This is a genomic window from Streptococcus alactolyticus (genome assembly GCF_042649785.1).
GTDB lineage: Bacteria > Bacillota > Bacilli > Lactobacillales > Streptococcaceae > Streptococcus > Streptococcus alactolyticus.
The window spans coordinates 1-23785 of record NZ_JBHRZX010000007.1 but is presented as its reverse complement, the minus strand read 5'-3'; the positions used below and the strand labels follow the sequence as shown (position 1 = coordinate 23785).

Below are 23785 nucleotides of genomic sequence, written 5' to 3'. Positions count from 1 at the left end.
ACTTGAGGTAGTGCCTGTGTTGCCACCAGATAACCATTTTTTTTGATATAATCAAGAGGCATTGATTTGGTTCCCAAATGAATTTGGTAAAAATCAACTAGGGCACTAGCTGGTAAAAAATAGGTTTCCTTTAGAGTCGAAAAATGGAGTAAGATAAAACAAATCCCACCTTGTTTTAAGACTCTGTCCATATGTTTTATTTGATGCGCATGAAAATTTTTGAGCGGCATAGATGTCTTTTGCCGAGTTTCTTTAGCTTCAAAGTCAACATAATATCCCTTATAGACACCAGAGTAATCGGTAGTAGAGGCTTGTCGAAAATAAGCTTCCACAATCTTAGCTCGGCTTCGTTTGGGATAATCCACCTTAACAATTTGAATGGGTGTTGGTTTTTTGTAAATCACAGCGATATCACGAGATAGGTAATAATTATTGGTTTCGTTAATAGCTGCTTCAAAACTCATCCCACGATTAGCAAAGTTTACGGTGTTTTTTTCGCTTTTTTTACGTGGAGGTGTTGTTTGCCTCCGAACAAAATGAGGGTAATTAACCATAAAACTCCTATCTTTATTGATTAAATCAACATAGGTAGTCCTATTATAACATATTTTTTAAAAGGAGGCAGATATGAACGCAATTCTTGTGACGGGGTACCGCGGATTTGAATTGAGCATTTTTCAAGATAAGGACCCACGCATTGATGTGATCAAGGCGGCCATTCGAAAAGACCTTATCCATTATCTTGAAGAAGGGGTGGAGTGGTTTATTTTCACGGGCAATCTTGGCTTTGAATATTGGGCACTGCAAGTGGCTAAGAAATTGCAGGCGGATTACCCTTTTCAAATTGCCACGCTTTTCACCTTTGAAACTCAAGGCCAACAGTGGAACGAAGCCAATCAAGCCAAATTGGCAGATTTCAAGCAGGTTGATTTTGTCAAATACGCCTACGAAAGCTATGAGAACCCATCACAATTTCGACAATATAATCACTTTTTGGTTCAAAACACGCAAGGTGCCTATCTTTTTTATGATACTGAAAATGAAACCCAATTGAAATATTTGTTAAAAGTCATGCAAGAACAAGCAGATTACCCCATTACTTTTTTGACTTTTGAGCGTTTAAATGAATTTTTAGAAGATTGGTAAGACGTATCGGTCACAAGAAAATTAGAAGTAAATGCTTGATTTTTCTCTGATATTTCTGTACTATATAATTTGGTATCATGATTTCATGTGCCTTAGAATGGTTTTGGTTGGAGAGATAGAATGGCAAGTATTATTTATAGTCCTAAGGACATTTTTGAACAAGAGTTTAAAACCAGCATGCGTGGTTACGATAAGAAAGAAATTGACGAATTTTTGGATAATGTGATTCAAGATTACGAAAGTTATCTCACACAAATTCAAGAATTACGCGAAGAAAATGACCGCTTAAAACAACAATTAGCAGCAAAATCTAAGGCAGATGCGCAATCATCATACGCTTCTTCGCAAGCAGCAAGTGCACAACAAACACGTGTGGCACAATCTGCAACTAACTTCGATATTTTGAAACGCATTAGCCGTTTGGAAAAAGAAGTCTTTGGTAAACAAATCAATGGGTAATTTAAGCCTTGGTGCTTGAGTTATAAAAAACGTGCAATTTTTGGATAATCGCGTGGTGCATTTGGTATCATGAGGAAAGTCCATGCTAGCACCGGCTGTGATGCTGGTAGTGTTTGTGCTAGGTGAATCAATAAGCCTAGGGACATCTTTTTGGAAGGTGTTACGGCGAGCGAAAGGGCTAAGTCGTTAGATAGGTCTGAGTTGCTCTGAAAGTGCCACAGTGACGTAGTTTTTAGGGAAACCTAAAAAGTGGAACGCGGTAAACCCCTCAAGCTAGCAACCCAAACTTTGGTAGGGGCATGGGATAGTTGGAAGACGAACAATCTATCCTGACTGGAAACAGTAGACAGATGATTATCGAAGGAGGTAAGACCTAGTTACCTCTGGAACAAAACATGGCTTATAGAAAATTGCATATAGGTTGAGCTAGCTTAGGCTAGCTTTTATTTTGCAAATAACTGACATTTTAATGGTTCAAAAACCGTAAAACGTGATACACTTATAGATAAGTATTTGATGAAATAGGAATTAAGGAATGAAGAAAAACTTTAATTTAGTAGCGACATCGGCTGCGGGGCTGGAGGCGATTGTCGGGCGTGAAATTCGCGATTTAGGAATTGAGTGCCAGGTTGAAAATGGGAAGGTGCATTTTCAAGGGGATGTGAGAACGATCATTACGACCAATCTCTGGCTACGAGCGGCTGACCGCATCAAGATTGTCGTGGGGGAATTTCCAGCACGTACCTTTGAAGAATTGTTCCAAGGCGTTTATGCGCTTGATTGGGAAAATTACCTGCCTTTGGGGGCTAAATTTCCCATTGCTAAGGCCAAATGTGTGAAATCAAAGCTTCACAATGAGCCAAGTGTTCAAGCTATTAGTAAAAAAGCGGTCGTGAAAAAATTGCAAAAAGTGTATCACCGTCCTGACGGTGTGCCTTTGCAGGAAAATGGTGCAGAATTTAAAATTGAAGTATCCATTTTGAAGGACAAGGCAACGGTCATGATTGATACAACGGGGGCTAGCCTCTTTAAACGTGGTTACCGTGTGGAAAAAGGTGGTGCTCCGATTAAAGAAAACATGGCCGCAGCTATCATTGAGTTATCTAATTGGTATCCCGATAAGCCTTTTATCGACCCAACCTGTGGTTCAGGGACTTTCTGCATTGAGGCGTCTATGATTGGCATGAACATTGCTCCTGGTTTTAACCGTGATTTTGCTTTTGAAGCATGGAATTGGGTCGATGCGGATTTGGTTCAACAAGTTCGTGACGAGGCTGAAGCAAAAGCCGATTATGATATTGAGCTTGATATTTCAGGTTTTGATATTGATGGTCGGATGATTGAGATTGCGAAAAAGAACGCACAAGAAGCAGGACTTGCAGATGTCATCCAATTGAAACAAATGCGTCTTCAAGATTTAAAAACCGATAAAATCAACGGTGTTATCATATCAAACCCACCTTATGGCGAACGATTGCTGGATGACAAAGCGGTGGACATCTTGTATAATGAGATGGGACAAACTTTTGCTCCGCTCAAAACATGGAGCAAATTCATCTTGACCAGTGATGAACAGTTTGAACGCAAATACGGCTCGCAGGCTGATAAAAAACGAAAACTTTATAATGGAACACTGAGGGTTGATTTGTATCAATTTTATGGCGAACGTGTCAAACGCTCTGCCGTGCCATCAACCAAAGATAAGTGAGATTAGCTAGCAGTTAAGAGCCTATGTGATATAGAAATCTGATGTAGAGAGGTGAACAAGCGTGTCAGAAAAGAAAGAAAACCCATCTTCTCAAGAGCAAGATGGCTTGGATTTACAAGATGTCAAACACATGACCGTTGAAGAAGTTGCACAAAAGAATTCTGAAATCAAAGCCAGTGCAGGTGATTCTGACGGAGTGTTGGATAAGTATATTAAAGAACATAAAGACGAAGTCACATCACAAAAATTTGAGTCAAAAATATCGGATTTTGATGATTTGGACACGTCAGCTTTGGATGATTTTATCAAAAAGCAACGCGAAGAATTGGCTCAAAAAGGAATTATTGGCAATGCAGCCCTAAAAAGCGATTTACCTAAGCAGGCTGAAACACCTACTCCTGAACCTAAAGCTGTCTCAGTAGAAGATGCTACTGAAAAAGCGGATGCTAGGCCACAGGAGGAAACGCCTGCTTTTCAAATCAAGGACGAGCAGCCAGAACCTCAACCCCAGCCAGAGCAAGAGGCAACAGAGCCAGCAGACATCAAACCAGAACCATCTGTTAGCCCAGAGCCTACCCCTGCTGTTAGTAGTCCTGCCTTTACTGAGGAAAAGGACGACGATGACGCTTGGGAAGATGAGGAGCCTAAAAAGCTCACAAGAACCTTTATTATTGGTGGTGTAGCAACTTTGGCGCTTGCTATTTTTGGGATTGCCTATGGTTTGAATGCCAATAAAAACGACTCTAAAACAGTGCAGTCAAATACGTCGGTCACTAAAACATCGTCAGAAGAATCATCAAAAGAGAAAAAAGCAGCATCAGCCTTTGATTCTTATTATGATTCATTCTTTACAGATGATAAGAAAACCAGCTTGAAAAACAGCGCTTTTTCAAATCTGCCAACCTTGAAAGAAAAATTGGATGCTTTGAAAGGTACCAAGTCATACGATGCAGCCAAAAAAGATTACGATGCCTTGGATAAACAAATTGAAGCCATCCAATCTGTCAACAAACGCTTTGAATCTGATGTGATTGTTGATGGTAAAAAAGTTTCTGCAACGGTGAAATCAGATGCTAACTTTGACCAATTATCAAGCGACTTGCTAAAAACAGGCAATGCTAAACTAGATACCTTGTTACAATCAGCGATAACTGATGGTAAAGAACAATTGGAACAAGCAACAGCTGCTAGTAGTGAAGCCGCTGCAAGTAGCAGTGAAGCAGCTAGTTCATCATCAAGTTCAAGCGAAGCGCCTGACTCTTCAACAGAAGCAAGTGACAGTGAGCAAAGTCAAACGGAAGCTAGCTCAACAACGCAAGAAGCATCATCAGATACGTCAACACCTGCAACAGCCAGCGTTTCAGGAGCGACAAGCTACGGTATTACGTCTTACAATCCTGCTATTTTGCAACGCAATCTTAGCCGTGTGCCTTATAATGAAAGTGCAATTGCAGACTCAAGCAACCCAGCTTGGACCTTTGCACCAGGTGTCCTTGAAAAAATCATTGATACCTCACACGCACGTGGCTATTTCTCAGGAAATGACTTTATCTTAGAAAAAGTCAATATCATCAACGACAATGGTTACTACAATATGTTCAAGGCTGATGGAACTTATCTGTTCTCTATCAACTGTAAAACGGGTTACTTCGTCGGAAATGCCGCTGGTCATTCAGATGCCTTGGATTACTAAAACTATAAAAGAGGACCGTAAGGTCTTCTTTTTTGCTATCAGAAAAGTTGTTTTTTAGTCGAAAAGTATTTTCAAAAATAGTGTGATTTTCAGAGAAAAAAATTGATGCTATAAAATGTAAGCGCTATAATTACAGTAATAAAACAGAATACGAGGTGATAAAGATGGTAAAAGTTGCTATTGTGACTGGTGCTGGTCAGGGAATTGGTTTGGCGATTGCTAAACGTTTGCACGCTGACGGTTTTAAAATTGGTATTCTTGATTACAATCAAGAAACAGCTGAAAAAGCTGCGCAAGACATTTCACCGACAAATACCTTGCCTGTCGTGGCGGACGTGTCAAAACGTGAAGAAGTCGCTGCCGCCTTTGCTAAAGTTGTTCAGCATTTTGGTGATTTGTCTGTCGTGGTCAATAACGCTGGTGTTGCTCCGACAACGCCGCTAGAAAGCATTACAGAAGAAGTCTTTGAACGCACTTTTGCTATTAATGTTGGAGGTGTTATTTGGGGAGCGCAGGCTGCGTTGGCTCAGTTCAAGGCATTAGGACACGGCGGTAAAATCATCAATGCAACGTCGCAAGCAGGGGTCGTCGGCAATCCCAATCTGACGGTTTATGGTGGCAGTAAATTTGCTGTGCGTGGTATTACGCAGACCTTGGCGCGTGATTTGGCTAAGGACGGCATTACAGTAAATGCCTATGCTCCAGGTATTGTTAAGACACCAATGATGTATAGTATCGCTCACGAAGTAGGCAAAAATGCTGGCAAAGATGACGAATGGGGAATGCAAACTTTTGCCAAAGACATCACCCTACAACGCCTTTCAGAACCTGAGGACGTAGCCAATGCCGTTAGCTTTTTAGCTGGTCCAGATTCAGACTACATCACAGGACAAACCATTATCGTGGACGGCGGTATGCAATTCCACTAAAATGAAAGCAAACGAAAAAGCAGAGAGCATTTAAGCCTTCTCTGCTTTTTGTGTGGTCTTAGATGACATGGCGTTCAAATGGGTCGTCTGAAATGCCGTCTTGTAAAATGACTTTTGCCCATTCTTTTGCAGTAAAAAGACTGTGGTCCTTGTAGTTTCCGCAAGATTCAATGGTTGTACCTGGGACGTCATCCCAAGTTGTGACATTAGCGATTTCTTCGAGGCTAGATTTGATGACTTGGGCAATTTCTGTCGTGTTGTGCTCACCCCACATCATCAAATGAAAACCTGTGCGGCATCCAAAAGGAGAGCAGTCAATCATACCATCAATGCGTTCACGAATTAATTTAGCAAATAAATGCTCAATCGTGTGTAGTCCTGCGGTTGGGATGGCATTTTCATTTGGTTGTACCAAACGCACATCAAAGTTAGAAATAACATCACCAACAGGCCCTTTTTCTTGTGAAATCAGGCGAATGTATGGTGCTTTCACAATTGTATGGTCCAATTCAAAGCTTTCTACGGTAACTTCTTTTTTAGACATAATAACCCCCTTTTTACTAGTATTCCTATCATAACATAAAATTTATTAAAACGCTTTAAAATTTTAAATTGTGAAAAAATTCGTTTTATGGTAAACTGGAAAGTAGTTTTCTATTAATGAAAATAGAATTAGTAGAAAATATTAAAAATAGAATATTGAGGTAAAAACGTGACGGATATTATTATTTTGATTGTTTTTGCCCTCATTGGTTTGATAGTTGGTTATGCCTTGATTTCGATTAGACTGAAGTCTGCAAAGAAAGCGGCAGAACTCACTCTTTTAAATGCCGAACAAGATGCTGTAAACTTACGTGGAAAAGCTGAGCAAGAAGCAGAGCAGATTCGACAAACAGCAGAGCGAGAAAGCAAATCTCACCGCAAAGAGATGCTAATCGAAGCTAAAGAAGAGGCTAGAAAATATCGTGAAGAGATTGAAAAAGAATTCAAGTCTGAAAGACAAGGGTTAAAGCAGTTAGAAATACGTTTGACAGAACGTGCTTATTCTCTTGACCGAAAAGACGAGAACTTAACTAACAAAGAAAAATTGTTGGAAAGCAAAGAGCAGAGTCTGACCGATAAAACTAAGCATATTAATGAGCGTGAAAAACAAATTGGAGAGCTAGAAGGCCAAAAGCAAGCTGAATTGGAACGTGTCGCAGTGATGACTATTTCAGAAGCGCGTGAGGTTATTTTGACCGAAACGGAAAATAACTTGACACACGAAATTGCAACGAAAATCAAAGACGCCGAACGTGAGATTCGTGACAAGTCAAGCAAAATGGCGAAAGACATTTTGGCGCAGGCCATGCAACGTATGGCTGGGGAATATGCGGCTGAGCAAACCATCACCACGGTCCACTTGCCAGATGACAGCATGAAGGGACGTATCATTGGACGCGAAGGGCGTAATATTCGGACCTTTGAAAGCTTGACAGGTGTGGATGTTATCATTGATGATACTCCTGAAGTGGTGGTCTTGTCAGGATTTGACCCCGTTCGTCGTGAAATTGCCCGCTTGACCCTTGAAGCTTTGATCCAAGATGGCCGTATTCACCCAGCTCGTATTGAAGAATTGGTTGAAAAAAATCGCCTAGAAATGGATCACCGCATCCGTGAATACGGTGAAGCAGCAGCCTTTGAAATTGGTGCCCTTAACCTTCACCCTGATCTCATCAAGATTATGGGACGCCTTCATTTCAGAACTTCTTATGGCCAAAACGTTCTTCAACACTCGATTGAAGTCGGTAAAATGGCTGGTATTTTAGCTGGAGAACTTGGTGAAAATGTGGCTTTGGCTCGACGTGCAGGCTTTTTGCATGACATGGGGAAAGCGATTGACCGTGAAGTGGAAGGAAGCCACGTTGAAATTGGTGCCGAATTTGCTCGCAAGTACAAGGAAAGCCCAGTGGTTGTCAATGCCATCGCCAGTCACCATGGTGATGTGGAACCTGAAAGCGTCATTGCTGTGCTTGTAGCCGCTGCGGATGCCTTGAGTTCTGCCCGCCCAGGTGCTCGTAATGAATCTATGGAAAATTACATTAAACGCCTGCGTGATTTGGAAAATATTGCGACAAGCTTTGATGGTGTTAAGAGCAGTTATGCCCTTCAAGCAGGGCGTGAAATTCGCATCGTTGTCCAACCGAATAAAATTTCAGATGACGAAGTGACCATCCTAGCCCACAAGGTTCGTGAGAAAATTGAAAATAATTTGGATTATCCAGGAAACATCAAGGTGACCGTTATTCGAGAACTTCGTGCCGTGGATTACGCCAAATAAAGCGCTGTAAAAAGGAAGTGCTGAAAAGGTACTTCCTTTTGCTTTAGACAAGCGGCTAAAATGCCTTGAAAAATACCAGTATTTTTGGTACACTAATCTGTAGTTTAATTGATAAAAGATAAAACTTCACTTGTATTTTATAGTAAGGAGAGTGGCATGGCCGAACGTGGTTTGTTAATTGTTTTCTCAGGACCTTCTGGAGTTGGTAAGGGAACAGTTCGCCAAGAAATTTTTTCTACACCAGATCATCAATTTGAATATTCTGTTTCTATGACGACGCGTCCAAAACGACCAGGAGAAGTTGATGGTGTTGATTACTTTTTCAGAACTCGTGAAGAATTCGAGGACTTGATTAAAAAAGGTCAAATGTTGGAATACGCCGAGTACGTTGGGAACTACTACGGTACACCACTCACTTACGTGAATGAAATGCTTGATAAAGGAATTGACGTTTTCCTTGAAATTGAGGTTCAAGGTGCCCTTCAGGTTAAGAAAAAAGTGCCAGACGGTGTCTTTATCTTCTTAACACCACCAGATTTAGATGAATTAAAAGACCGCTTGGTTGGAAGAGGAACTGACAGCGAGGAAGTGATTCGCCAACGTATCGAGCGCGCGAAAGAAGAAATTGCCTTGATGCGCGAATACGACTATGCTGTTGTTAATGATGAAGTGCCTTTGGCTGCTGAGCGAGTGAAACGCATTATTGAAGTGGAGCATTTCCGTGTGGACCGTGTGATTGGTCGCTACAATGATATGATTAAGCACATTGATTAAGAAAGGAAACCAATAGCTATGATGTTAAAACCTTCTATCGATACTTTATTGGATAAGGTTCCTTCAAAGTATTCTCTTTGTATTCTTCAAGCCAAACGTGCTCATGAGTTAGAAGCAGGGGCTAAACCAACACAAACCTTTACTTCTGTGAAACCAACCTTGCAAGCCCTTGAAGAAATTGAATCAGGGAACGTGGTGATTCACCCAAATCCAGAAGCTAAACGCGCAGCTGTTCGTGCTCACATCGAAGCTCAACGTTTAGAAAAAGAAGAAGAAGAACGTAAAATCAAAGAACAAATTGCAAAAGAAAAAGAAGAAGGCGAAAAAATCTAAGGTGTTTTATCTTAGATTTTTCTTATAACTAACATTTTAGCCCTCAAGGGCAAGACCAGCCAGAAAGGGAAGTGAAGATGAAAATAGCACAGGTGATTGTAGATATCCCGCTGAAGCAGACAGATAAGCTTTTTTCTTACCTTGTTCCAGAAGTGTTTTGCCAACAAATTCAGCTCGGTTCTAGGGTTCATGTGCCTTTTGGTCGTGGCAACAGGCTCTTACAGGGCTTTGTCGTTGGTTTCTTGGAGGCGTCAGGGCAAGACCTTGACGGCTTGAAAGCCATTGAAGCGGTTTTGGATTTTGAGCCTGTTTTAAACGAAGAGCAGCTGTTTTTAGCAGACCAAATGCGCCACACCGTTTTTTCTTATAAAATTTCAATCTTAAAAGCCATGCTGCCTAATCTCTTGAATTCGCATTATGACAAGCGTTTGATGCCTATGGATACCTTAGGTGAGGCAGATAGGTTGGCTTTGTTTGGGCAAGATGAGAGCCGCTTGTATTCGTCTTTATCCCAAGATGAAATTAAGCTGGTGTCCCAATTGGTGCACAATGGCAAGCTTTCAGTGACCTATTTGGCTAAGGACAAGAAAAGCATCAAAACGGAAAAATATTATCAGGTTCAAGTTGAACAACTTCATCTGGCAGCTATTTCCAACCGCGCTAAAAAGCGTTTGGCCTTGCGTGATTACTTGTTGGAAAATCCTAGCGAGGGCAAATTAGCAGATTTGCATCAGCTCTTTTCACGCGAAGTGGTCAAATTTTTTGTGGATAATGCCTTGATAACCGTTGTTGAAAAAGAGAAAAAGCGTTCAGATGCGTATTTTAATGTGGCAACGACGGATTTTCTGGCTTTAAATGCTGAGCAACAAAAGGTTGTAGATACGGTAACCAATCAAATTGGACAAGAAAGCAAGCCGTTTTTGCTGGAAGGTGTTACAGGTTCTGGTAAGACAGAAGTGTATTTGCATATTATCGATAAGGTTTTGAAACTGGGAAAAACGGCGATTGTTTTAGTGCCTGAAATTTCACTGACACCGCAGATGACCAATCGCTTTATCTCACGTTTTGGCAAGCAAGTTGCTATTATGCATTCGGCTTTGTCAGATGGTGAAAAGTTTGATGAGTGGCGAAAAATCAAGTCTGGTCAAGCGCGTGTGGTAGTCGGTGCTCGCTCGGCTATTTTTGCCCCAGTTGAGAATATTGGTGCGATTATTATTGATGAGGAGCATGAGGCGACTTATAAGCAAGAATCGAGTCCACGTTACCACGCTAGAGATGTGGCACTTTTGCGTGCTAAATACCATAAAGCTGTTTTGCTGCTAGGTTCTGCGACTCCAAGTATTGAGAGCCGTGCACGTGCCAGCCGAGATGTTTATCGCTTCTTGCAATTAACCCACCGTGCCAATCCCTTAGCTAAAATTCCAAAGGTTGAGATTGTGGATTTCAGGGATTATGTTGGGCAACAAGAATTGAGTAATTACACGCCATATCTCTTGGAGAAAATTGCGGACCGTTTGGAAAAGAAAGAGCAAATCGTGCTCATGCTTAACCGCCGTGGTTATTCTAGCTTTATCATGTGCCGTGATTGTGGCTACGTGGATGAGTGCCCTAATTGCGATATTTCATTGACCTTGCACATGGATACCAAGACCATGAATTGCCATTATTGTGGTTTTGAGAAAGCCATTCCACGTCATTGTCCTAATTGTCAAAGTCCTAGCATTCGGTATTATGGCACAGGAACCCAGAAAGCCTATGACGAATTGGCCAGTATTTTTCCCCATGCTCGTATTTTGCGAATGGATGTGGATACCACGCGTCAAAAAGGGGCTCATCAACGTTTGTTGGATGCTTTTGACCATCATGAAGCGGATATTTTGCTAGGCACACAGATGATTGCCAAGGGACTTGATTTTCCAAATGTCACCTTGGTTGGGGTGCTAAATGCGGATACTTCGCTTAATTTACCTGATTTTAGGTCATCCGAACGTACTTTTCAATTGTTGACTCAGGTAGCTGGACGAGCTGGACGGGCTGAAAAAACAGGAGAAGTGCTCATTCAGACCTATAATCCCAATCATTACGCCATTCAATTGGCTCAAAAGCAGGATTATGAAGCCTTTTACGCCTATGAAATGAACATTCGTCGGCGACTGGCCTATCCGCCTTATTATTTCACGGTTGGCTTGACCTTGTCACACAAGGATGAACACACGGTGACTCGCAAATCATTTGAGATTTTGCAACTTTTGAAGCAGCAATTGTCAGACAAAATCAAGATTCTTGGTCCAACACCAAAGCCCATCGCCAGAACACACAATCTTTACCACTACCAAATCATCGTGAAATACCGATTTGAAAACCATTTGGAAGCCGTGTTAAATCAGATTTTGGACTTGACACAGTTGCCAGAAAACAAAGATTTGCGTTTGGTGATTGATTATGAGCCACAAAATGTGATGTAGCCCGTTACTATGCTATAATGAAAGAAAATCTTTGTGAGAGGAAAAAACATGACAAATATTATTTTTATGGGAACGCCTGATTTTTCAGCGACCGTTTTAGAAGGTTTGTTAGCTGATAAGGCCTACAATATCCTAGCAGTTGTGACCCAGCCAGACCGCGCTGTTGGGCGCAAAAAGGAAATCAAAATGACCCCTGTTAAGGAAGTCGCCCTAGCTCACAACCTCCCTGTTTATCAGCCTGAAAAATTATCAGGTTCAGAAGAAATGGCTGAGCTGATGACTTTGGGAGCTGATGGTATTGTGACGGCTGCTTTTGGGCAATTTTTACCAACGAAATTGTTGGATTCTGTTGATTTTGCGGTGAATGTTCACGCATCGCTATTGCCAAAATACCGTGGCGGTGCACCTATTCATTATGCCATTATCAATGGTGACAAAGAAGCTGGCGTGACCATTATGGAAATGGTTAAAGGAATGGATGCTGGTGACATGATTGCCAAGGATGCAACATCGATTACCGATGAGGATAATGTGGGGACTATGTTTGACAAATTGGCGATTTTAGGCCGTGATTTGTTGTTGAGAACCCTCCCTGATTACATTGCAGGTAATATCACCCCTGAGCCACAAGACAGTAGCCAAGCAACCTTTTCACCTAATATTACCCCAGAAGAAGAACGCATTGATTGGCATCGACCAGCGCGTGATGTTTTCAATCATATTCGTGGTTTGAATCCATGGCCCGTGGCCCATACTTTGCTTGACGGCAAACGTTTCAAGATTTACGAGGCAAGTATAGCTCAAGGGCAAGGCAAACCAGGTGAAATCATTGAAAAAGGTAAAAAATCATTGGTAGTGGCCACTAGTGATGGTGCTATTGCGCTGAAAACAGTGCAACCAGCTGGAAAACCACGCATGAGCATTGTGGATTTTCTAAATGGTGTCGGACGCAAACTTGAGGTAGGTGACGTTATTGGCGAATGATTGGAAACAACAAGCACGCGGCGTAGCCTTACACGTTTTAGAAAATGTCTTTGAGGACGGGGCTTATTCTAACATTGCCCTCAATCAAGAACTCAAGCAAAGCACGCTATCACCTAAAGATAAAGCGTTGGTGACGGAGATTGTCTATGGCACTGTCGCGCGCAAAATCACGTTGGAATGGTACCTAGCGCATTATATCAAAGACCGCGATGAGCTAGAACCTTGGGTGTACGATCTCTTGATGCTGAGCCTTTACCAACTCTTGTATTTGGATAAAATGCCTGCGCACGCGGTGGTTAATGATGCGGTGACCATTGCCAAAAAACGCAGCCACCAAAAAGGTGCGGAGAAATTGGTCAATGCTGTTTTGCGTCGCCTTGCTCAAGAAGAACTGCCCAAACCAGCAGATATTAAGCGAAAAAACAAACGCTATTCGGTGCAATATTCTTTACCCGTGTGGCTAGTTAAAAAGCTAATTGACCAATTTGGTGAGAAGCGAGCTTTGGCTATTATGCAGAGCCTCTTTGTCCGCAATAAAGCCAGCATTCGTGTGACAAATCCAGAAAAATTGCCTGAGATTAAGGCAGCCACAGGCGCGGAAAATTCTCTTTTGTCTCCTGTTGGATTGGTAAAAACATCAGGGCATTTTGCTGGGACAAGCTACTTCGCAGACGGGGATATTACCATTCAGGACGAATCCAGCCAGTTAGTTGCCCCAACGCTTGCCATTCAAGGCGATGAAACGATTTTAGATGCTTGTGCGGCACCAGGTGGCAAAACAACCCACATGGCCTCTTACCTCAACAATGGCCATATCACAGCACTTGACTTGTATGACCACAAATTACAACTGGTCATGGAAAATGCCGAGCGCCTTCACGTTGCTGATAAAATCACAACGCAAAAACTAGATGCGACTAAAGTACATGAGCATTTTGCAGAAGATTCTTTTGATAAAATCTTAGTCGACGCCCCTTGCTCAGGTATTGGGCTGATTCGTCGAAAACCGGATATCAAATACAACAAAGACAATCAAGATTTCACCGCTTTGCAAGAAATTCAGCTGCAAATACTTGATAGCGTTTGTCAAACCTTGCGTAAAGGTGGTATAATAACTTATAGCACTTGTACGATTTTTGATGAGGAAAATGTTCAAGTTATTCGCAAATTTTTAGACACTCATCCAAATTTTGAGCAAGTAAACCTGAGTCATACGCAAGACGATATTGTTAAAAATGGTTGCTTAGTCATCACTCCAGAGCAATATCATACCGACGGGTTCTTTATAGGACAGGTCAGACGTATCTTGTAACTTCAAGGAGGAAACTGACACAGTCAGAGGAAAAACTATGAAAATTTCACTTGTAACTGATATCGGACAAAAACGTTCAAACAATCAGGATTTTATTAATAAATTTGATAACAAACAGGGCATTACCTTAGTCATTTTAGCAGATGGTATGGGTGGTCATCGTGCAGGTAATATTGCTAGTGAAATGACCGTTACCGATCTTGGACGTGAATGGGTGAATACGGATTATACCGAATTGAGCCAAATTCGTGATTGGTTCTTGATTTCATTAGAAAATGAGAACAAAAAAGTTTACGAACTTGGTCAGACAGATGAGTTCAAAGGCATGGGAACAACTGTTGAAGCCCTAGCCATTGTCGATAACAACGTGATTTATGCACACGTGGGCGATTCGCGTATTGGCCTTTTGCGTCATGGAGAATATCAACTTTTAACAAGTGACCATTCTTTGGTTAATGAATTGGTGAAAGCTGGTCAATTAACAGAAGAAGAAGCGGCTAAACACCCACAAAAAAATATCATCACACAATCAATTGGACAAGCTAATCCTGTTGAACCAGACCTTGGTGTTCAGATGTTAGAAGAAAATGATTATTTGATTATCAATAGTGACGGTTTAACCAATATGATTACCAACGACGAAATCGTTGAAATTTTGAATCAAGATAAGAACCTTGATGAAAAAAATAAAGAGCTCGTTAGTCTTGCTAATGATAGAGGAGGACTTGATAACATCACTATTGCTTTAATCCACGTTGAAAGTGAGGAAGTTTAATGATTCAGATTGGCAAGTTGTTTGCTGGTCGTTATCGGATCCTTAAATCTATCGGACGGGGAGGAATGGCGGATGTTTATCTAGCAAAAGATTTAATTCTAGATAATGAAGAAGTGGCTATCAAGGTGCTTCGGACCAATTATCAGACAGATCAGATTGCCGTAGCACGTTTCCAACGAGAAGCCCGTGCCATGGCAGAGCTTAATCATCCCAATATCGTTTCCATCCGAGATATTGGTGAAGAAGACGGACAGCAATTCCTAGTAATGGAATATGTTGATGGGTCAGATTTGAAAAAATACATCCAAGATAACGCACCGCTTGCTAATAATGAAGTGGTCAGAATCATGGAAGAAGTCTTGTCAGCCATGACCCTAGCCCATCAACAAGGTATTGTTCACCGTGATTTGAAACCCCAAAATATCTTATTAACCAAAGACGGAACGGTTAAAGTAACGGACTTTGGTATTGCCGTAGCCTTTGCGGAAACAAGCTTGACCCAAACCAATTCCATGTTGGGAAGTGTGCATTATTTGTCACCAGAGCAAGCGCGTGGCTCAAAAGCGACGGTCCAAAGTGATATTTATGCGATGGGGATTATGTTGTTTGAAATGTTGACAGGTCACATTCCTTATGATGGGGATTCAGCCGTGACCATTACTTTGCAACATTTCCAAAAGCCTCTTCCATCGATTATTGCTGAGAATAAAAATGTCCCTCAAGCCTTGGAAAATGTGGTTATTAAGGCAACTGCCAAGCGTCTCAGTGACCGTTATGCGTCAACGTATGAAATGAGCCGTGATTTGATGACTGCCCTTTCTTATAACCGCAGTCGCGAGCCTAAGCTTGTTTTTGAGGACACTGAAAGTGCCAAACCGTTACCAAAAGTAACCACAACTACTTCAGTGCCATCAACAACCGATCAGCTATTGCAAAAGCAAAAATCTGCCAAGGAAAAAGAAGGCAAGGACATTGAGGAAGTACCACCACAAAACAAGAAAAAGAGCCATCAAAAAAAATCGCGTCGAATGTCAGGAACGTTGATGAAGATTTTGATTGCTATTGTGGCTATCGTGGTTGCGGTCTTTACTTATTTGACCTTGACAACGCCATCGACTGTCAGAGTGCCTGATGTCGCTGAAACAAGCTTATCAGAAGCCAAGAAAACCATTGAAGAATCAGGACTTGAGGTTGGTGCCATCCACAAAGTTAATAATGATACGGTTAAGAAAAACCATGTCATCAAGACTAGCCCGACAATTGGTTCTGCCAAAAAAGAAGGCTCTGCTATTGACATCTATGTGTCAAAAGGCAGTGCTGGATTTAAGATCAAGGACTACTCAGGTAAGGATTACGAAGAGGCGATAAAAGACTTGGTTGACAATCACGGTGTGTCAGAATCTCAAATCACAGTTGAAAAAGTGACGACTTCTGATTATCCTGAAGGTACTATTATCAGTCAAAGTCCGAGCGAAGGCTCAACCTTTAATCCAAAAGGCGATAAGAAAATTACCTTTAAAGTAGCTGAGGAAGATACCGTTGTGATGCCAAATCTAGTTGGTTACACTTATTCAGAAGCTGTGGCGGCTTTGAATGCTTTGGGTATTCCTAGTTCGCATATAACCGTTTACCAAGCAACGTCAGGAACAAGCAATTATAGCCAAGTACCTGCACCGTCGGCTTCTGCAACGGTTGTTTCTCAAACGCCTTACTATGGTAACCAACTTGATGACAGTGTTACCCTTTACTTCTCAGCAGATGAAGAAGTGACACCAACCACACCGTCTGCGCCAACGACAGAAACGTCTAAATCAAAAGCGTCAAGTTCGGTTCCGTCATCATCTTCATCAAGTAGCAGTAGTGGCACAGAAACACCAGCAACGTCATCAAGCGACACTACTGTGGATAATAGTTCGGTGCCAGAAAGTAGCGAAAACTAGAAGTAAATAATAAACAAAAAAGAAGGTTTCGCACCTTCTTTTTTGCGTTTAAAAGCGGTTCATCGTTTTTCTGGTCTTAGCTGCTGGCAGCTGATTTTTTAAATAGTTTTTGATAAAATGACAGAAAAAGAAAGGGATAGTAATGCGCAAAGTTCAATTTTTCCTCGTTGTCGAAACCGTACTATTGGTGATGGGGCTGCTGACCATCATGTCTAATAATCTATCTAGCTTCATTTTGATTCTTGTTTTGATTTTAATGGCTCTTCGCTTTTACAATCAAGACCAACGCCATAATTTTTTATTGACCATTGGCCTGGTGCTTTTGTTTTTGATTTTGATGTTGAATCCCTACATTATCATGGCTATTGTGCTGGGGGTTGTTTATGTGGTTATCAATCATTTTTCCCAAGTGAAGAAGAAAAATCGCTACGCTTTGATCCGATTTCGTGAAGAAGATTTAAAAGCTAAGCCCATTCGGAGCCAGTGGATAGGCTCGCACACGCATGATAGTGATTTTTACGCCTTTGATGATATCAATATCATCCGTCTGACAGGAAGTGACACGATTGATTTGAGCAGGGTTATTGTGACGGGCAAGAATAATGTCGTGATCATTCGCAAGATTTATGGACCAACTAAAATCCTTGTCCCAATTGATGTGTCTGTTAAGTTGGAAACGGCTGCTATTTATGGTAGTGTCCGCTATTTTGATTTTGAGGAATACGATTTGCGAAATGAATCCTTGAAATTATGGCACGAAGACGAGGAAGCTCTCAAGGTGGTTAAAATCATTGTGAGCACATTGGCTGGAGATATTGAGGTGGTTCGCAAGTGAAAAAACATTATTTTTTGCTATTTATCTTGTATGCAAGTATTATCATCATTTCGATTGTTGCCGTAGTGCTAGACAGCCTTGGCATTCATTTGCGGCAAGTTCTTACCAATTTTTGGGTTGCTAGGAAATTCCTTTTCTCCATTGTCTTTTTAATTCTCGCCGTGACCATTTTGTTGTTGCTGCTGTGGGTGATTATGGATGATAATAGCAAGCGAGGCGTCAATCAAAATTTACGTCGTATTTTAAACAACCAACCACTGGATTTGGATGAAGATACAGAAATCAACACCAATCTGTTACGCCTTTCAAACAAAATGCGGCATTTGACGACTAGTTTACAAAATACAGAAAACAGTCGTATCCAAAGCAGTCAGGAAATCGTGGAGCAAGAAAGAAAGCGGATTGCGCGTGATTTACATGACACCGTGAGCCAAGAATTATTTGCCTCGTCTATGATTTTGTCGGGCTTGTCGATGAATTTGCCTCAAATTGAGCAAAAACAAGTTGCTGTCCAACTGTCAGCTGTGGAAAATATGTTGCAAAATGCCCAAAAAGACCTACGGATTTTGCTGATGCATTTGCGTCCTACTGAGTTAGAAAATAAAACTCTTTCAGAAGGTTTTGATATCCTATTGAAAGAATTAACAGATAAGAGTAATATAGAGGTTGTTTATAAAAAACATATTGGCTCATTGCCTAAAAAAATAGAAGACAATGTCTTTCGAATTGCTCAGGAATTTATCAGCAACACCTTGAAACACGCTAAAGCTAGTCGTTTGGAAGTTTACCTCAATCAGACGGCGACGGAATTTCAGCTCAAAATGGTGGATAACGGTGTGGGATTTGATATGGACGCCAACCGTGAATTGAGTTATGGGTTAAACAATATTGAAGAACGTGTGGATGACATGGCTGGGACGCTGACATTGCTAAGTCAAAAAGGAAAAGGGGTTTCGATGGACATTCGTCTTCCCCTAGTAGGAGGAAAAAGCGAGAAGAAGAATGACCCAGAAGATTAGTGTGATTTTAGTAGATGACCACGAGATGGTGCGTTTAGGCTTGAAAAGTTTTTTGGATTTGCAACCAGATGTTGAGGTGATTGGCGAGGCCAGCAATGGTAAGGAAGGGATTGACCTAGCTTTAGACCTAAAACCCGATGTGGTGGTAATGGACTTGGTGATGCCTGAAATGGATGGGGTTGAAGCAACCTTGACCCTCTTAAAAAAATGGAAAAAAGCAAAGATTCTCGTGCTAACGTCTTACTTGGATAATGAAAAAGTTTACCCCGTCATTAATGCAGGAGCGAAGGGTTATATGCTAAAAACGTCTAGCGCGGCTGAAATTCTAAATGCTATTCAAAAAGTGGCGCGTGGGGATTTAGCTATTGAAACCGAAGTGGATAAAAAAATCAAAAATCACGACCACATTAGAGAATTGCATGAAGATTTGACTGGTAGGGAACGTGATATTCTAAGGCTTTTGGCTAAAGGTTATGACAATCAAACCATTGCTGATGAATTGTTTATTTCCTTAAAAACCGTCAAAACCCACGTTTCTAATATCCTATCTAAACTAGATGTTGATGACCGTACCCAAGCGGTTGTTTATGCCTTTAAACATCATTTAGTTCCTCAAGATGACGAATAATGGTATAATAAAAGGGTACTTGTCTCATTTAGAAAGGAGATGGAAAGAGAAAGCTTAGAAACTCTTTCCGCAGTGATAAGATGGATGCAAAGCTAAAATACAAAGCCAAAAAAGTAAAAATTGTCTTTTTTGATATTGACGATACCTTGCGTGTCAAAGCGACAGGGTATATGCCAGAGTCTATTCAATACGTGTTTAAAAGCCTAAAAGACAAAGGTATTTTGACAGGAATTGCTTCAGGACGTGCTCTTTATGGTGTGGTTCCAGAAATCAAAGCCTTGGAGCCTGATTATTTTGTCACTATTAACGGGACTTACGTTGTTGATAAAAAAGGGCAAGAGATTGTAAATAACCCATTGCCACGCGATATTGTTGCCAAATACGTTGAATGGGCAAAATCAGAAGGTATCGAGTACGGTTTTGCAGGTAAGGACAAGCCTGTGGTATCCAAACGTTGCGACCTAGTTGACAATGCTTTGGAACCTGTTTATGGCATTTGCGACGTTGACTCTGATTTTTACCTCACTAATGATGTTTACCATATGTGGACGTTTTCTGAGCGCAATGACCAATTGCAATTGCCAGAAGAGTTAGCGTCACAAATTCGTCTAGTGCCTTGGCATGAGCATTCATCTGATGTCGTTCAAAAAGACATTTCAAAAGCCTCAGGGGTGGCTCATGTTCTTGAAAAGAACAATTGGAAACCTCTAAATGCCATGATGTTTGGCGATGGACCAAATGACATGGAAATATTTGACTATGTTGGCTTGACTGTAGCAATGGGAAATGCCGTCCCTGAACTCAAAGAAAAAGCTGACTTTGTCACAAAAACAGTAGAAGAAGATGGCATTTTATATGCCTTGGAGGAATTCGGTTTGGTAGAAAAACAATTACATTTTCCACAAGTTGATCTTGAAAACGTTGAAGGTCCAGTAGCAATTATTAAAACAAATCATGGGGATATGAAGATGAAACTCTTCCCAGAACACGCTCCAAAAACCGTAGCTAACTTTGTTGCTTTGGCAAAAGACGGTTATTATGATGGCATCATTTTCCACCGTATTATTCCTGAATTCATGATTCAAGGTGGTGACCCAACAGGTACTGGTATGGGTGGCCAATCTATCTATGGCGATAGCTTTGAAGATGAATTTTCAGAAGAACTTTACAATGTTCGTGGTGCTCTTTCAATGGCCAATGCTGGCCCAAACACTAACGGTAGCCAATTCTTCATCGTTCAAAATAGCAAAATTCCATATGCTCAAAAAGAATTGGAACGCGGTGGCTGGCCAAAACCAATCGCTGAATTGTATGCTGCTAAAGGTGGGACACCACACCTTGACCGTCGCCACACTGTCTTTGGACAAATTATGGATGACGCTTCATACAAAGTATTGGATGAGATTGCCAATGTTGAGACAGGAGCTCAAGACCGCCCGGTTGAAGATGTTGTCATCGAAACAATTGAGGTAGTGGATGAATGAAAATTGGTGACAAACTCACTGGAACAATAACAGGTATAAAACCTTATGGTGCCTTTGTTGCCTTAGATAATGGGACGACAGGTCTGATTCACATTTCAGAAATCAAGTCAGGATATGTGGATAATATCCATCAATTTCTCAAAATCGGTGAGCAGGTCTTGGTTCAGGTGGTGGATTTTGACGAATACACCAAAAAAGTGAGCCTATCGCTTCGTACGCTCGAAGAAGGCAAAAACTACGGCCATCGCCACCATCGTTTTTCAAACAGTCACTATAAAATCGGCTTTGAACCTTTAGAGCAGCACTTGCCCATTTGGATTGAAGAAAGTTTGAAAACCTTATCTAAAGAAGACTAAAAAAACACCGTGCTAGTAAGCTTAAAGCTCTAGCGCGGTGTTTTTGGTTTATATAGAGAGAAGCTGTAAATGGCAAGTTCAAGCTATTAATCGTTAAAATCGTACAAAGTTGTTGAGAGGTAGCGTTCGCCATTATCTGGAAGTAGAGCGAGAACTTTTTTGCCTTTGCCCAGTTCTTTGGCTTTTTCAATAGCAGCGTAAATAGCAGCACCAGAAGAAATACCAGCAAGGAAGCCTTCTTGACTACCCAATTGTCTGCTTGTCGCGATGGCGTCGTCAGAAGTCACTCGAATAATGTCATCATAAGCCTTGACATCAAGAGTTTCTGGAATAAAGCCAGCTGAAATCCCTTGAATTTTGTGCGGACCAGGTTTTTCACCTGAAAGGACGGCCGACTCATCTGCCTCAACGGCATAGACTTTGACATTAGGGTTGGCTTTTTTGAGGGCGTGTGAAACTCCTGTTATGGTTCCACCAGTTCCCACACCAGCAACAAAAGCATCTAAGCCAGTTGGGCCAAAGCTGTCAATGATTTCAGCACCTGTTGTTTCCTCATGAACCGCAGGATTAGAAGGATTGGCAAATTGGAGTGGCAACCAAGCCCCTTTTTCTTTGGCGATTTCCTTGGCTTTTTCAATGGCACCTTTCATCCCTTCGCTACCAGGTGTCAAGACCAATTCAGCCCCATAAGCTCGAATGATTTTTCGGCGTTCAATACTCATGGTTTCAGGCATGACGATGATAACCTTGTAGCCTTTAGCAGAGCCAACCCAAGTCAATCCAATCCCAGTATTACCAGATGTTGGTTCAACAATAGTATCACCAGGTTTGATGATACCTTTCTTTTCAGCGTCCTCAATCATGCGCAAGGCAATGCGATCTTTGACTGATGACCCTGGATTAAAAGCTTCTAATTTGATGTAAACATCTGCAGCATCCTCAGGGACAATGCGATTGAGTTTAACAATCGGTGTTTTTCCAACTAATTCTGTAATCGAGTTATAAATATGTGACATGTAACCACCCCTCGTTGATAAATTGATAGACAAAGTATAATCCCAATAGCCCCATTTGTAAAATACCTATTTTTTATCAAAGTGATAAGAATAGGCTATCACAGGTCAACCTCCACAATTTTAGCCCCTTCTTTTTGGAAAGTGACTTTTCCTTGGTAAAATTCAATGAGTCGTTGGCTGACGTCTTCGACAGCATCAGCGTCGAGGTAAATAAAAGTGGTAACCTGCTCAAGAAAAGTGGTGTCGCATTCTTGAAGGTTTTCTGCTTGCAAAAAGTTAGCAAAAACTTGGTATTGTGGATAAGTCAGCGTGATTTTAAGGCCTTCTTGCTCTTTGACTTCTACAATTCCAATCTCTTTTAAAGCATTGGCTACACTTCCTGAATAAGCCCGAATCAGCCCACCAGCTCCCAGCTTAATACCACCAAAATACCGTGTCACAACAGCAACCACATTGGTTAATCCTTGTTTTTCCAATACGGTCAACATAGGAACACCAGCTGTTCCGCTGGGCTCTCCATCGTCACTCGAACGTTTGATAAGCGCATCTTCCCCAACAATCATAGCCGAGCACGAGTGCGTGGCTTTGTAGTGTTCTTTTTTGACCTCCGCGATAAATTGACGCCCCCCGTCCTCAGTGCTAATCCGTTTCAATTGGCAAATAAAGCGTGATTTTTTAATGTCTTCTTCACAAATTCCGTCGTTTTTAATGGTTTTATAGTTCATACCCAAATTCTACAAAATTTTAGACTATTTGGCAAAAATTTTCGAATAAAGAAGTATGAACTCATTAGAATACTATTATGGAAGATTATTTACTTCAGAACAATTAACAGATGCCTTAAAAAAGCAGGCTAAGGCTCTTCCCGCTATGATAGATCACAAGACTCATGCAGAGTGTTGTCGTTGTGGCAGCAAGGTTTTCTCGAATTACCAATTACAAACAGGAGCCTTGTATTGTCGAGAATGTCTGGTTTTTGGATGAAATACAAATCAGCAGTCCTTGTATTATTTCCCACAAAAGCCATTTCCAAAAGAAGATGTTTTGGTTTGGAAGGGTCAATTAACCCCTTATCAAGAAAATATATCGCAAGGCATGTTGAAAGCTATCGCGGCTAAAAAAGATTTATTGGTCCATGCCGTAACAGGGGCAGGTAAGACAGAGATGATTTACCACGCTATTGCGACCGTGATTGCTAATGGTGGTTGTGTTGGATTAGCCAGCCCTCGAATTGATGTATGCCTTGAATTGTACAAGCGTCTGTCACAAGATTTTGCTTGTAAGATTAGTTTGCTGTATGGAGGATCCGAAAAATACCAACGTGCTCCACTAGTGATTTCAACAACTCATCAATTATTGAAATTCTATCAAGCCTTTGATTTGTTGATTATTGATGAAGTGGACGCCTTTCCCTTTGTGGATAATCATATGTTGTATCACGCAGTCGAGCAATCGCTCAAAAAAGAGGGGAGCAAGATTTACCTCACAGCCACCTCCACAGACCAGTTGGACAAACAGGTGCAAAGCGGTAAATTAGGGCTCTTTGTCAACTGTAGTGGGTAGATGAAAAGCTAACACCTAGAGAGGACGAACTTCGTTCTCTCTTTCT

The 23785-nt window shown here is 41.3% G+C and carries 22 protein-coding genes, 1 other RNA gene and 1 pseudogene; 20 read left to right on the top strand and 4 right to left on the bottom strand.

Features of this window, described 5'->3' with window-relative positions; translation table 11 throughout:
• Positions 1-554: Holliday junction resolvase RecU (recU, locus tag ACFORE_RS01995; protein ID WP_380434930.1), on the bottom strand; the 554-nt coding region annotated here is incomplete at its 3' end.
• Between the two features lie 73 nt (positions 555-627).
• Here recU and ACFORE_RS01990 point away from each other — a divergent pair.
• The 6 genes from ACFORE_RS01990 to ACFORE_RS01965 all read left to right on the top strand — a co-directional run bounded on the left by ACFORE_RS01990 (position 628) and on the right by ACFORE_RS01965 (position 5935).
• Positions 628-1146: an SLOG family protein gene (locus tag ACFORE_RS01990; RefSeq protein ID WP_154454650.1), complete on the top strand. Its 519-nt coding sequence runs from the start codon at positions 628-630 to the stop codon at positions 1144-1146.
• Positions 1147-1266: 120 nt separating this feature from the next.
• Entirely contained in the window at positions 1267-1605 is a 339-nt protein-coding gene (gene gpsB / locus ACFORE_RS01985) for a cell division regulator GpsB (protein WP_154454649.1), read from the top strand.
• Between the two features lie 36 nt (positions 1606-1641).
• An RNA gene (rnpB, locus tag ACFORE_RS01980) (RNase P RNA component class B) lies at positions 1642-2013 on the top strand.
• Positions 2014-2140: 127 nt separating this feature from the next.
• Positions 2141-3313 (top strand): THUMP domain-containing class I SAM-dependent RNA methyltransferase, encoded by a 1173-nt coding sequence (locus ACFORE_RS01975; RefSeq protein WP_154454648.1) that lies wholly within the window; start codon positions 2141-2143, stop codon positions 3311-3313.
• A 61-nt stretch (positions 3314-3374) separates the two neighbouring features.
• Positions 3375-5006 carry a cell division site-positioning protein MapZ family protein gene (locus ACFORE_RS01970; RefSeq protein ID WP_380434929.1) on the top strand — a complete coding sequence of 544 codons (1632 nt, stop codon included), beginning with the start codon at positions 3375-3377 and terminating at the stop codon, positions 5004-5006.
• Between the two features lie 164 nt (positions 5007-5170).
• Positions 5171-5935, top strand: a complete 765-nt coding sequence (locus tag ACFORE_RS01965) for a (S)-acetoin forming diacetyl reductase (protein ID WP_154454647.1) — start codon at positions 5171-5173, stop codon at positions 5933-5935.
• A 58-nt stretch (positions 5936-5993) separates the two neighbouring features.
• Here ACFORE_RS01965 and ACFORE_RS01960 read toward each other — a convergent pair whose 3' ends face one another.
• Positions 5994-6479 carry an S-ribosylhomocysteine lyase gene (locus ACFORE_RS01960; protein ID WP_154454646.1) on the bottom strand — a complete coding sequence of 162 codons (486 nt, stop codon included), beginning with the start codon at positions 6477-6479 and terminating at the stop codon, positions 5994-5996.
• Between the two features lie 168 nt (positions 6480-6647).
• Here ACFORE_RS01960 and ACFORE_RS01955 point away from each other — a divergent pair, with 168 nt between their 5' ends.
• The 13 genes from ACFORE_RS01955 (at position 6648) to ACFORE_RS01895 (ending at position 21160) form a co-directional block, all read left to right on the top strand.
• Positions 6648-8255: a ribonuclease Y gene (locus ACFORE_RS01955; protein WP_167829267.1), complete on the top strand. Its 1608-nt coding sequence runs from the start codon at positions 6648-6650 to the stop codon at positions 8253-8255.
• Positions 8256-8411: 156 nt separating this feature from the next.
• Positions 8412-9029 carry a guanylate kinase gene (gene gmk, locus ACFORE_RS01950; RefSeq protein WP_295002730.1) on the top strand — a complete coding sequence of 206 codons (618 nt, stop codon included), beginning with the start codon at positions 8412-8414 and terminating at the stop codon, positions 9027-9029.
• Positions 9030-9047: 18 nt separating this feature from the next.
• The gene (rpoZ, locus tag ACFORE_RS01945; RefSeq protein ID WP_154454644.1) at positions 9048-9362 is read left to right on the top strand and encodes a DNA-directed RNA polymerase subunit omega; all 315 of its coding nucleotides are present in this window, start codon (positions 9048-9050) and stop codon (positions 9360-9362) included.
• Between the two features lie 71 nt (positions 9363-9433).
• Positions 9434-11827, top strand: a complete 2394-nt coding sequence (locus tag ACFORE_RS01940; RefSeq protein ID WP_264879645.1) for a primosomal protein N' — start codon at positions 9434-9436, stop codon at positions 11825-11827.
• A 48-nt stretch (positions 11828-11875) separates the two neighbouring features.
• Positions 11876-12811, top strand: coding sequence for a methionyl-tRNA formyltransferase (gene fmt, locus ACFORE_RS01935; RefSeq protein ID WP_154454642.1), 936 nt, complete (start codon positions 11876-11878; stop codon positions 12809-12811).
• The gene (rsmB, locus tag ACFORE_RS01930) at positions 12801-14123 is read left to right on the top strand and encodes a 16S rRNA (cytosine(967)-C(5))-methyltransferase RsmB (protein WP_154454641.1); all 1323 of its coding nucleotides are present in this window, start codon (positions 12801-12803) and stop codon (positions 14121-14123) included. The genes fmt and rsmB overlap by 11 nt, the downstream gene beginning before the upstream one ends.
• A 37-nt stretch (positions 14124-14160) precedes the next feature.
• Complete coding sequence (locus ACFORE_RS01925) at positions 14161-14898, top strand: Stp1/IreP family PP2C-type Ser/Thr phosphatase (RefSeq protein ID WP_269725721.1); 738 nt, start codon at positions 14161-14163, stop codon at positions 14896-14898.
• Positions 14898-16838, top strand: coding sequence for a Stk1 family PASTA domain-containing Ser/Thr kinase (gene pknB / locus ACFORE_RS01920; protein ID WP_380434928.1), 1941 nt, complete (start codon positions 14898-14900; stop codon positions 16836-16838). Before ACFORE_RS01925 ends, pknB begins: the two co-directional genes overlap by 1 nt.
• Before the next feature lie 142 nt (positions 16839-16980).
• A complete protein-coding gene (gene liaF, locus ACFORE_RS01915; RefSeq protein ID WP_154454638.1) occupies positions 16981-17673 on the top strand; it encodes a cell wall-active antibiotics response protein LiaF in 693 nt (230 codons plus the stop codon).
• Positions 17670-18692: an envelope stress sensor histidine kinase LiaS gene (locus ACFORE_RS01910; RefSeq protein WP_235280523.1), complete on the top strand. Its 1023-nt coding sequence runs from the start codon at positions 17670-17672 to the stop codon at positions 18690-18692. Before liaF ends, ACFORE_RS01910 begins: the two co-directional genes overlap by 4 nt.
• Positions 18676-19320 carry a response regulator transcription factor gene (locus ACFORE_RS01905; protein ID WP_154454637.1) on the top strand — a complete coding sequence of 215 codons (645 nt, stop codon included), beginning with the start codon at positions 18676-18678 and terminating at the stop codon, positions 19318-19320. Before ACFORE_RS01910 ends, ACFORE_RS01905 begins: the two co-directional genes overlap by 17 nt.
• Before the next feature lie 80 nt (positions 19321-19400).
• Complete coding sequence (locus tag ACFORE_RS01900) at positions 19401-20804, top strand: bifunctional Cof-type HAD-IIB family hydrolase/peptidylprolyl isomerase (protein ID WP_154454636.1); 1404 nt, start codon at positions 19401-19403, stop codon at positions 20802-20804.
• Positions 20801-21160 carry a S1 RNA-binding domain-containing protein gene (locus ACFORE_RS01895; RefSeq protein WP_154454635.1) on the top strand — a complete coding sequence of 120 codons (360 nt, stop codon included), beginning with the start codon at positions 20801-20803 and terminating at the stop codon, positions 21158-21160. Before ACFORE_RS01900 ends, ACFORE_RS01895 begins: the two co-directional genes overlap by 4 nt.
• 86 nt (positions 21161-21246) lie before the next feature.
• On the opposite strand, the gene cysK is transcribed toward ACFORE_RS01895, so the two are convergent.
• Together cysK and ACFORE_RS01885 are read right to left on the bottom strand one after the other, a co-directional pair.
• The gene (cysK, locus tag ACFORE_RS01890; protein WP_154454634.1) at positions 21247-22176 is read right to left on the bottom strand and encodes a cysteine synthase A; all 930 of its coding nucleotides are present in this window, start codon (positions 22174-22176) and stop codon (positions 21247-21249) included.
• Between the two features lie 98 nt (positions 22177-22274).
• Positions 22275-22901, bottom strand: a complete 627-nt coding sequence (locus tag ACFORE_RS01885) for a YigZ family protein (RefSeq protein ID WP_380434927.1) — start codon at positions 22899-22901, stop codon at positions 22275-22277.
• Positions 22902-22956: 55 nt separating this feature from the next.
• Here ACFORE_RS01885 and ACFORE_RS01880 point away from each other — a divergent pair.
• A pseudogene (locus ACFORE_RS01880) lies at positions 22957-23712 on the top strand (DEAD/DEAH box helicase); the annotation flags it as partial.
• Between the last annotated feature and the right edge of the window lie 73 nt (positions 23713-23785).